Source organism: Agarilytica rhodophyticola (genome assembly GCF_002157225.2).
Classification (GTDB): Bacteria; Pseudomonadota; Gammaproteobacteria; order Pseudomonadales; family Cellvibrionaceae; genus Agarilytica; species Agarilytica rhodophyticola.
The window spans coordinates 3,992,800-4,003,902 of sequence record NZ_CP020038.1; the positions used below are offsets into that span (position 1 = coordinate 3,992,800).

Below are 11,103 nucleotides of genomic sequence, written 5' to 3' on the forward strand. Positions count from 1 at the left end.
ACTAATGTCTGCTATCTAAGTGAGTAATCGTGGTGAAGAACAACCAAGACACCAATAATACAATAAGAAAATAAATTAGAGAGAAGGCCGCAGCCGGCCCCAAATCAAACTGACCAATCGCCATCTTAGTTAAGGTTTGACTCAAAAAAGTCGTAGAATTACCAGGCCCACCTCCGGTCAGAACAAAGGGTTCGGCATAGATCATAAAGCTATCCATAAAACGCAGTAGTACGGCAATAACCAATACGCTTTTGAGCTTAGGTAATTGAATATAACGAAAGATAGACCAGGAAGATGCTTGGTCGATTCGAGCAGCTTGGTAATAGGCACTGGGGATTGAACGCAAGCCGGAATAGCACAGTAAAGCAACCAGAGAAGTCCAATGCCAAACATCCATTAATAACACTGTAAACCAAGCATCTACGGGGTTTGAAGCATAGTTATAGTCAAGCCCAATACCCACCAAAAAAGCCCCCATCAGACCAATGTCGGCACGGCCAAAAATTTGCCATATCGTACCAACTACATTCCATGGAATCAGCAATGGCATGGCTAAAACGATAAGGCAAATAGAAGCCATACGTCCTTTTTCAGGCATCATTAAAGCGACTAAAATTCCCAGGGGTATCTCAATCAACAAAACACTCCCAGAAAATATAAACTGCCGCCATAAAGAAGCTTGTAAGCGAGGATCTCGCAACACCTCTCTGTACCATTCTGCGCCAACATAGTAAGCACTATTCTGCTCAAAAATATCTTGCACTGAATAATTAACGACCGTCATTAACGGAATTAGTGCTGAAAATGCAACAAGCAACAGCACAGGTAAAATCAAGAACCAAGCTCTATTATTGTGAACTTTAGGGATCATGCCTGCTGCTCCTTAAAAAGATATTCGTCCACATAAATTTTTAACCATTGCTTGGGGAAGCGGATATGCACTTTATCGGCAGGCATTGACTCATCTTCGCTAATTCTCACTTTAATTTTTTCATGTCCTAACCCTAGTGTTAGAATTTTGTATGTCCCTAAGTTTTCTACATCATCGAGTGAACAACAATAGGTATCAGAAGACGCCTCACGTGCAAGTTCAACAAATTCAGGACGAATACCCACTTTAATATTATCTGATTGACAAGCATTAAGTGCATCAATGGTCTTGCTATCAAGCGTTATTGTTTGCTTATCAAAAGCGAGAGCATTATCTATTAATGACACCTCAATAATATTCATTCCTGGGCTGCCGATAAAATAACCGACAAAAGTGTGGGCGGGATTTTCAAATAATTCTTGAGGTGTTCCGAACTGTACGATTTGACCTTGATACATAAGGGCTATCTGATCGGCAAAGGTCGAAGCTTCAAGCTGGTCATGAGTTACGTAGACCATAGTGATATTAAATTTTTCATGTATTTGCTTTAGCTTTCTGCGTAACTTCCACTTCAAATGAGGATCGATAACAGTTAAGGGTTCGTCGAATAAGATTGCCGAAACATCATCTCTTACTAGCCCCCGCCCCATGGATACTTTCTGTTTTTCGTCAGCACTTAAATTCGTCGCTCTACGGTTCAATGACGCCTCTAAGTCTAAAATCTCCGCAACCTCCCTCACCTTTTCATCTATACGCGCTTTGTTATATTTTAAGTTACGCAATGGAAACGCTAAGTTGTCGTATACGGTCATAGAGTCATAAACTATAGGAAACTGAAAAACCTGTGCAATATTGCGTTTGTCGGGTGATAAGTGATTAACTTCTTTATCATCAAACAATATCGTCCCTTCGGATGGCTGCAATAAACCGGAGATAATATTTAACAAGGTACTTTTGCCACAACCAGAAGGCCCTAGCAGAGCATAAGCACCTCCTTGTCGCCATACATGATTCATTTGACGAATGGCATAGTCTTGGGCTTGTTGTGGGTTATCGAGATAACTGTGAGCCAAATTTTGTAATTGTATTTCAGCCATAATTAATCCGATTATGATGACTATTTGTCAATGAATTAAGGTACTGTGGTGAGTGGATCATATTGCCGCTTAAATCAAAAATATATAACTTGCTAACAGGAAAGAATATTTTTATCGGCGTATCGGTATGAAAGCTATGAACACCTGGTAATTGAGCCACTATAGACCCAACAGCTGATGTCATATGTAAAAAAGTTTCAGAACCACTAATTTCTGCCACATCAATAGATACATCCATGGCAATATCATCATCAGACTGCTGCACGGTACTAATATGATGAGGACGAATGCCTAGCTTATATTGGCCATTGCTAAGATCCCTCATACCAATCATCTTTTGAAAATTTACAGCAGTGCTATCATTAATATGACCAAGACAATCATTTATGGTGAGCGCTAAAATATTGATCGGGGGCTCACCAAATAACTCGGCAGCCACAATGCTATTGGGAAAATAGTACACCTCTTCTACTGGACCATTCTGAATTGCCTTCCCCTCGTGCATCAAAGTAGTCGAGCCGCCTAAAGCAAGTGCCTCATTAGGTTCGGTACTGGCATAAATAGCTATAGTATTTTGGGTCTTAAATAGCTCGCGCAGTTCGATACGCAACTGCTCTCGTAATTTGTAATCCAAATTTACCAGTGGCTCATCAAATAAAATCACCCCCCCTTTTTTTATTAAAGCTCTCGCCATCGCAGTTCTCTGTTGCTGCCCGCCGGAAAGCTCCAGAGGTCGACGCTCTAAAAATGGCTCAATATGTAACATTTGAGCTATTTCTTTAACACGATCATTAATAATTTTTCGATCAAAGCCGGCAATGCGTAGGGGGGAAGCAATATTTTCAAATACTGTAAGATTGGGGTAATTAATAAATTGTTGGTAGACCATAGCAATATTACGTTTTTGCACAGGTATATTAGTCACATCTACGCCGTCCATGAATATGCTGCCACTGCTGGGCTTATCTAAGCCTGCAATTAACCTCATTAAAGAAGTTTTACCTGCTAATGTTCGCCCCAAAAGTACATTAAATGATCCCGCCGTAAAGGTGATATTAATATCGTCGATATACTTCTCACCATCGACAATATAGGAGATATTACTTAAGGTTAGCGACATAATGATATTGCTCTTTTTCTAGACGAAGCGATGTTACATACTCTAGCGCCACAACTCGCTTTACACTTTAAAAGTCACAGCTCTATTTAAATGTTGAATGCTACAACCAAATTAAATGTCATTACCAAAACTAATCTGCCAAAATTTTTAGGAAACCTAAAAGCAGACGATTTAATTTAGTTATTAAACTTTACGCATCAAAAAAATCATCAGGAATCCACTACTTAAACCACAGTTCTAAGATGTCATATATTTTAAATTTATTTAACAGGTGAATATAATAATGCCGATACCACATGATAATTAAGACCGTCTTAAGGACACACTATGATGTAGTTGCGCTCAAGCAAACTGAAATCGCGACAAAAATTATAGTATTGCGCCACAACCCGAAAGTACCCGCCCAGAAGATAGTGATGACACATTTTATTATGTAGTTATTTTTCACTTATTTTCGGATTAAATCATATCTGGAAAAATTATCATAGTGGACTTTTGGCTTAAAAAATGTCTTATAGCCATGTAAATTCTTGTAAACAGACAAAATTTATGACAACCGGACAAACATTGAGTCAATAAAGCAGCACATATACAATTTTATGCGACTGCGATATAAACTGGCGCATAAACTAGACGGCAATGCACTTGTCATATTGCTGCGCCGCATCCTACTAATCTCGGTTAGCAATATCGATGAGAGAACCGCCTGTTACTAGTGAGCAATTTTGAATATCAACCAATATGAGTTGCCCGCCTCAATGCCTGTTGCCGGCAAAATATACTTTTATGACAAAAAAAAGAATTTCCGCTAAAATACGAAGAATAATGCGAATAACAAATAGATAAATAAAATAGAACTATTCCGATATGAATCAAACCTATCGCCACAGTCAGATACTGCAGTTGATACAAGAACGTAATTTTGTATCCATTGATGAATTGGTTGAACACTTTAAAGTTACGCCCCAAACGATACGACGCGATCTTAATACTTTAGCAAAGACCAATGCCATTACCCGCCATCATGGAGGAGCATGTTTAGGTCTGAGCACAGTTAATACGGAGTATTCCAAAAGGAAAGTGACCAATCAACAAGCGAAAAATAACATCGCTAAAAAATTGGTACAGTTAATTCCTGATAATTCATCGCTGTTCATTAATATTGGTACAACTACTGAGGCTGTCGCCCAGGCTTTACTGCATCATAAAAACCTTAAAGTCGTAACCAATAACATACACGTTGCCTCTATTCTAAGTGAAAATGAGTCTTGCTCTATTATTGTTGCAGGTGGTGAAGTGCGAAATAACGACGGCGGCATCATTGGTGAATCTACCGTGGAATTTATCGATCAATTTCAAATGGATTTCGGCATTATAGGCATCAGCGGTATTGATGATAATGGCTCTTTACTCGATTACGATTATAGAGAAGTAAAAGTGTCGCGCAGTATCATTCGAAATTCTCGGCAAGTGTTACTGGCTGCGGATCAGACAAAATTCGGTCGCAATGCCATGATACGATTAGGGAATATCAATGAGGCGCACCATTTTTTCACCGATTTTGATCCCTCTAAAAATATCAAAACCCTGTTAGAAACCAACGGTGTTCAGTTGCATAAAACCTAGTCACCATTCGCAAGTGTTCGCTTAACATGCCCACAAGATGTCAAATACGAACGTGTTTGATCATCCCCTACGCCGAAATGTTCTCTTTTTTTCTTTTTTGTTGATTTTATTCCTTACTCAACTTATATTCATACTACCTTGCTCTTGTTAGGTGGCGAACTGAAGGAAGCACCCAACAAGGCTCAGCTGCTGGCAAGGCTCAAATCTCAAGTGGAGCCAGTGCTTATGCAGCCACAGAATAACTTACCAATAGTGATGCCTATGAATATGTATGACTTGATTGTGGTCGGCGGTGGTGTCAATGGTTGTGGTATTGCACACGATGCATCCGGCCGCGGCTTAAATGTCCTCCTTTGCGAGCAAAATGATCTCGCCTCCCATACCTCTTCTAACAGTAGCAAGCTTATTCACGGTGGTCTTCGCTATCTGGAACACTATGAATTTCGTCTGGTCAGAGAAGCACTGAAAGAACGCGAAGTACTGATTGGCAATGCACCTCATATTATATGGCCGCTGCGTTTTAGACTGCCTCATAGGCCTCACCTAAGACCGCGCTGGATGATATTGGCGGGCCTATTTTTATATGACAATCTGAGCAAACTGACCACCTTAAAAAAGTCAAAAGGTGTCGCCTTTGGCCCCGACAGTCCTCTTGTAGACGAGGTAAAAAAAGGCTTTGAATACTCAGATGCATGGGTTGATGATGCGCGGTTAGTAGTACTTAACGCCATGGCGGCTAGGGACAATGGGGCAGATATTCTGACGAGAACTAGCTGTATCAGCGCTAAAAGGGAACAAGACTGCTGGTTGGTACAGCTGAGAGATAACATCACCCAGCAAGTGACAGAAACACGCTGTAAAATGCTAGTCAATGCGGCAGGGCCATGGGTAGCAGACTTATTTGACGGCGTGGTCGATGTCAAAGCTCCGCAAAACGTTCGTTTAATCAAAGGCAGCCATATTGTGGTGCCTAAATTACACGATCAAGAGCAAGCGTACATTTTGCAAAATGAAGATAATCGCATTGTGTTTGTTATTCCTTATGAAGACAATTTTTCTTTGATTGGTACCACGGATGTGGAGATAAAAGGAGACCCATCTCAAGTCCAGATCTCAGAGGAAGAAATCAGTTATTTGATTGACGTCACTAATCAAAACTTCAAACACAAAATTTGTCGTGATGATATTGTCCATACATACTCTGGTGTAAGGCCGTTATTAGATGATGAATCGTCAGACGCTCAAGCCATCACTCGCGATTACACACTAGAGGTAGATCACGCAGATAAAACCCCTCCTCTACTGTCTGTATTTGGAGGCAAAATCACCACTTATCGCAAACTGGCTGAAGCCGCGGGAAATAAGATCAATCAGTTTTTCCCCCAAATGACCGCCAGCAAGACCAAAACAAACGTTCTACCTGGTGGCGATTTTAAAGATCAGGAGATATTGTTTGCGCAGCTGCATAAAACTTATCCATGGCTAGATAGCTCTCTGCTCACTCGTTACGTGCGCAGTTACGGCACCTTATCCAAAACCATTTTGCATGGATGTATTAGCGTTGAAGATATGGGACAGCATTTTGGCTGTGGGCTCTATCAGCGTGAAGTTGAGTATCTTATTGATCGAGAATGGGCGCACACGGTCGACGATGTTATTTGGCGCAGAAGTAAATTAGGATTGCGACTAAGCGCCTTGGAGAAAGAACAGCTAGGCACATTTCTAAATGCGTCTGGCTCTGAGTGCAAGAAAGCGTCTTAGAAAGAAACCATTAGCCCGCTATTTGATTCCATTCCTACTGGGATCGAATAGCCCAGCATCAGTTATCCTGCATTAGACTACAAGGTAAAATATTAAGACAGATAGTTTACCCTCCTTTACCCCACCTCCCTATACTTGCTTTGCGAAATCACATGGAGTTTCTTGAATAAAAACCGCCCAGAAGTTTAAAAAGCAATCAACCTCAAGACTCAAATATTAAATATTTATTAAAAAAGTTATAACTTGGGATGATTTTTTCGTAACAATACCCGGCCAAAAAAGTCTCGAACTCCACTTTTACGACAACTACCAAATCAATTATGAATTAACACGCAAGCTTTCCACTTGCAGATAGCTTTTTCATGAGGATATTTTTATTAATGGGAATTTTGACAACAAACACTGCGGTTAGGCGCATGGTTAAACGAGTAGTTACTGGCAATATCAAGACAACATTAATAGGCGCATTAGCGCTATACACACACATCGCTGCAGCACAGTCTTCTATGGAAGCAAGGGTCATTGGTGCTGATGGCAAAGCTATCGCTAATATTACAGTGCGAGCCGAAAACTCTGCCACAGGCGCATCATTTATTGGAGTCTCTGACGCTCAAGGACGGGTACGTTTTGGTGGCTTAGCCACCGGTGGAGCCTGGCGACTGCATGCACAGGGCAATGAAAACTATGTTTCTACTATCTCGGATAATGTGCGTTTACGCTCGGAATTTCAGTCAAACATCACCCTCAAATTAAACCTTCGCGATAGCAGTCAAGTAGACGACGAAGTCATCGTCACAGGTAGTCGTTCAGGTGCTTTGTTAAATACCTCCAACGCTGAAGTGTCAGCGACACTGTCTGCCGAACAAATTAAATTATTACCCGTCGAGGCGCGCAGTTTAGAAAGACTATTATTTCGCTTGCCCAGTGTAACCCAATCTACCGGTTTTTTTGGAGAAGCGCCGTCGGTTGCCATTAACGGCGCTAATGCGCTTTTTACCAATTACACTATTGACGGCTTAGACAATAACGAAAACTTTTTAGGTGGCCAGAAATTTCCGGTACCCGTGGGCGCAGTGCAGGATGTCACCGTATTATCCAGTTCCTATTCTGTTGAATATGGACGCACCGCCAATGGTGTGGTTAACGTCACCACGCCATCCGGTGGCAATGAGGTAAAAAGTGAAATATTTTTTGTCACACGCCCCGGCGGTTTTTTATCTGCTGACCCCGAGTCTAACCAAACCTCGCTATTTGGTGCCCCGGTATCTGACTCTTTTGATCGCTACCAAGGCGGCTTTACTGTAAGCGGCCCGATTGTAAGAAACCAGACCTTCTTTTTTCTTAATGCTGAGTATGTGCTAGACGAGACCGACAATATATTAAGTGCCCCCCTGCTTAATGTGAATAGCACCTTGGAGGGCACTAACGAACAAATCCTAATCACCGGCCGCCTCGATCACAATTGGAATTCACAGCTGCGCACGTCTTTGCGCATCAACCACGGTCATGTGGAATTAGAACGTCAAGGTGGTGGTCTCGATGGCGGTGTCACGTTCCCAAGTGCCGGCAGTGTGCAAGACCGTTTATCCACGAATATCGCACTAACTAATACGTTTTCCACGGATTATTTCGACTATGTGGGTTCTTTTCAGTACAGCCGTTTTAATTGGGATTTTGGCGAGCCTTTAAATGGCCCTGGACCGCAGGCAAGTGTGTTTGGTGGTGCCGATCAGTCAGCGCCCATTGCCGTGCTAGGTCATCCGGGCTTTATTTTTGATTCCACGGAAAAAACCTTTCAAACACAGCATAAATTCACTTTTGATATTGGCCAACACCGTATCAAGTTTGGTACAGATCTGGTCGTGGCCGACTTTGATCTATTCGGCGGTGGCAATGTTAATGGCAATTTTGCGGTCTCACTGACAGATCAACAACTGGCTGCTCTGCAAAACATCGGACCGGGCTTATCGACAAATGACTTACCCGCGGACGCAAATATTATCAGCGCTAGCTTTGAAACACAGCCTAACGCCTTTGGTACCACCCAACGTGTGCACAGTGTGTTTTTGGAAGATCAATGGCAAACCACGGATAACTTAAGCCTTACTCTAGGCTTGCGCTGGGATTACGATAACCTCACCAGTATTGGTGGCAGTGGTGATTACGATAACTTTGCACCGCGCTTTGGCTTTAACTTCACCCCCACAGAAACAGTCGCCGTACGCGGTGGTGTTGGTCTCTTTATCGAGAAGATACCCTATGCTGTAATATCCGATGCCATTCAACAGAACTCGGATTCCGCAGGGTTTCGTGCACAGCTGCAAACATTAATTGACAGAGGCATATTACCCAATAGCACCAACCTTGATGAAATCACTACCGGTGAAGGCAACCAGGCCATTAATGCAGCAGCACAATGCACAAGTCTATTCAACTGCCCCGACCCTACTACATTTGCCAATGAAGCTGATCTGTTAACCAATACAGAGCGACGCATCTTTAACCCTTCTGGCCTGGAAAACCCTGAAGCTCTGCAAGTGAGCCTGGGAGTTGAGTGGCAAGCAAACGATGACTGGCTGCTGGGCGTGGACTGGCAGTATTCTCGTGGACGTAATCTCTTACGTTTGGTCGACCTCAATGCACCGGAGCCTTTTGTTTTCAATCAGGCGGCCTTTGACAATCTAGGACTTGATGGCGTAGCAGCACTAACGCCACAACAACGGGAGGACTTGTCACTGGTGCGCTCCGCCACCGCTGCCAACCTAACCCGCCCTGCCGCCGGCCCCAATGGCGTCATACCAGAAGGTGGCGCTCGTTCGATTATTGTTTCTGATACCGGTGGCCGGTCGCGTTATCGCGCACTTATTTTCAAAGCACAGAAAGCACAAGGGGATAACTTCTACGATGCCAGTATCTTTTATACACTGTCACGTCTAGAGAACGATACCGATGATATCAACTTCCGTGCTAATGACTCCAACAACTTTGCTGCCGATTTCGGCCCGTCGTTAAACGACCGAACACATGTGATTGTGTCGAATATTAATTTCTTTCCTATCGAGCATTTAACGGTCAGCCTCGCGGCCATCATCCAATCAGGACAACCCATTAACCTGGTGCCCAACGCCACTACCTTTGGCACCAGTGATATCAATGGTGATGGCTTATCTTTTGCTGACCAATTCACTGGTAACCCGGACCGATTTCCTGGAGTTTCGCGCAACTCCGACCGACTTCCCTGGTCATATACTCTGGATTTAGGCGCCGGTTACATCTTTGAAGATTTGGGTTCTGGCTCACTTGAAGTCCGTGCAGACTTCTTCAATCTGCTCAATACTAATAATGAGAGTGGTTTCCCGGTGAACTTTACTGCATCAAATCAGATTCAGGTATTCGGTGAATCCAGAGTACAGAACAGTGCAGCGTCACCACGTACTTTCCAGTTTTCGGCGAAATACAATTTTTAATTTTTACCTGTAAAATATGTTCATGAATGAGTGAGGGAAGTTAGCTTGGAATCGATTTACTATGTGATGAACTGGGCGTGTCATCGTCGCTGTAAGCACTGTTACGAAACAAATTTTCGTCCCTATATTCGAGATGAATTAAAGAAAGTCGTTGCTGAAAGTGTGGCTAACTTCCCTAGGATTATCGACAACCTACCAGAAACTATGACCTACCGAGATTTAGCCGCGCCACTTGCCGGGGGCGGTTATCAGGAGAAAACTGGGCGTATTATTTTGGCCGGTGGAGAAGTTCTACTTGAGCCGGTGCGTCAACAAGTGCTCTACCCTGTGCTCGAACGTTTGCAGCAACGCTATGGCGCAGGTGGTATTAAAGTGATCGTACAAACCACAGGCGACCTCGTTACAGAGGAAATTATTGAGCAGCTTCTTAAACGAGGCGTCTGGATGATTTCCATCGCCGGCATGGACGACTATCACGTAGGCCTTGAGGGGGATAAGCGCCTACCTTTAATTGCCAAACTAAAACAGTGGTTTGCAGCCGCTGGGATAAACCCATCGGGTTGGCAAGCCGACAATTCAGACAATGTTTCCTGGGGGGACGAGGACGGCCCATTGTATCACTTCTTCGGCGCTACTCCAGATGAATGGATCGGCAAACTATGGCCCCGAGGCCGTGCATGGGAGAACGGCCTTTCCTCGGCAGATATTAGCGATAACTTTTGCGCTGAATGGGCAGGCGCAAAAAACTTTTTAAATCATCAATATTCAGGTTCAGAAGTTTCTATCGATCCCAACGGCGATGTTTTTCCCTGCTGCATGAAAACTAAATTCCCCATTGGCAACCTTACAGAAGAACCTCTTATCGGCATTCTCGATAGTTTGATTGGACATCCGGTATACGAAGCGTTAGTCGCGGGTACGCCCGAGCGCATGGGCTTGCAACGAGGATGGAGTGTGGAAAATTTTTTAAATGCCTGTGAAACTCAAACGCCGACAGGCAAACCTTACCGCAACCTCTGTATTGGCTGCGACAATTTTCATCAGCAGGTGCTAGGGCCAGAGCTTCTTGAACTGCGCCGCCAGCGCTTGGCAGCGCTGCAATCTCCTATTACTTTGGTACAGTAGAAGCATACGCTTTAATATGCTCAAACAGTTCTCAAA

The 11,103-nt window shown here is 43.3% G+C and carries 7 protein-coding genes; 4 read left to right on the top strand and 3 right to left on the bottom strand.

Annotation, left to right across the window (positions count from 1 at the left end; translation table 11 throughout):
- Nucleotide 1: 1 nt before the first annotated feature.
- From BVC89_RS16720 to BVC89_RS16730, 3 genes are read right to left on the bottom strand one after another with little or no spacing between them, the layout of a single operon-like run.
- Nucleotides 2–871, bottom strand: a complete 870-nt coding sequence (locus BVC89_RS16720) for a carbohydrate ABC transporter permease (protein WP_086932285.1) — start codon at nucleotides 869–871, stop codon at nucleotides 2–4.
- Complete coding sequence (locus tag BVC89_RS16725; protein ID WP_086932286.1) at nucleotides 868–1,968, bottom strand: ABC transporter ATP-binding protein; 1,101 nt, start codon at nucleotides 1,966–1,968, stop codon at nucleotides 868–870. Before BVC89_RS16725 ends, BVC89_RS16720 begins: the two co-directional genes overlap by 4 nt.
- A complete protein-coding gene (locus BVC89_RS16730) occupies nucleotides 1,961–3,088 on the bottom strand; it encodes an ABC transporter ATP-binding protein (protein WP_086932287.1) in 1,128 nt (375 codons plus the stop codon). Before BVC89_RS16730 ends, BVC89_RS16725 begins: the two co-directional genes overlap by 8 nt.
- An 867-nt stretch (nucleotides 3,089–3,955) precedes the next feature.
- Between BVC89_RS16730 and BVC89_RS16735 the strand changes: the two genes are divergently transcribed.
- The 4 genes from BVC89_RS16735 (at nucleotide 3,956) to BVC89_RS16750 (ending at nucleotide 11,067) form a co-directional block, all read left to right on the top strand.
- Complete coding sequence (locus BVC89_RS16735) at nucleotides 3,956–4,714, top strand: DeoR/GlpR family transcriptional regulator (RefSeq protein WP_086932288.1); 759 nt, start codon at nucleotides 3,956–3,958, stop codon at nucleotides 4,712–4,714.
- Between the two features lie 225 nt (nucleotides 4,715–4,939).
- The gene (gene glpD / locus BVC89_RS16740; RefSeq protein WP_216824996.1) at nucleotides 4,940–6,475 is read left to right on the top strand and encodes a glycerol-3-phosphate dehydrogenase; all 1,536 of its coding nucleotides are present in this window, start codon (nucleotides 4,940–4,942) and stop codon (nucleotides 6,473–6,475) included.
- A gap of 380 nt (nucleotides 6,476–6,855) precedes the next feature.
- Nucleotides 6,856–9,942: a TonB-dependent receptor gene (locus tag BVC89_RS16745; protein ID WP_158657994.1), complete on the top strand. Its 3,087-nt coding sequence runs from the start codon at nucleotides 6,856–6,858 to the stop codon at nucleotides 9,940–9,942.
- A gap of 45 nt (nucleotides 9,943–9,987) precedes the next feature.
- Nucleotides 9,988–11,067: a radical SAM/SPASM domain-containing protein gene (locus BVC89_RS16750; RefSeq protein WP_216824997.1), complete on the top strand. Its 1,080-nt coding sequence runs from the start codon at nucleotides 9,988–9,990 to the stop codon at nucleotides 11,065–11,067.
- Nucleotides 11,068–11,103 lie beyond the last annotated feature (36 nt).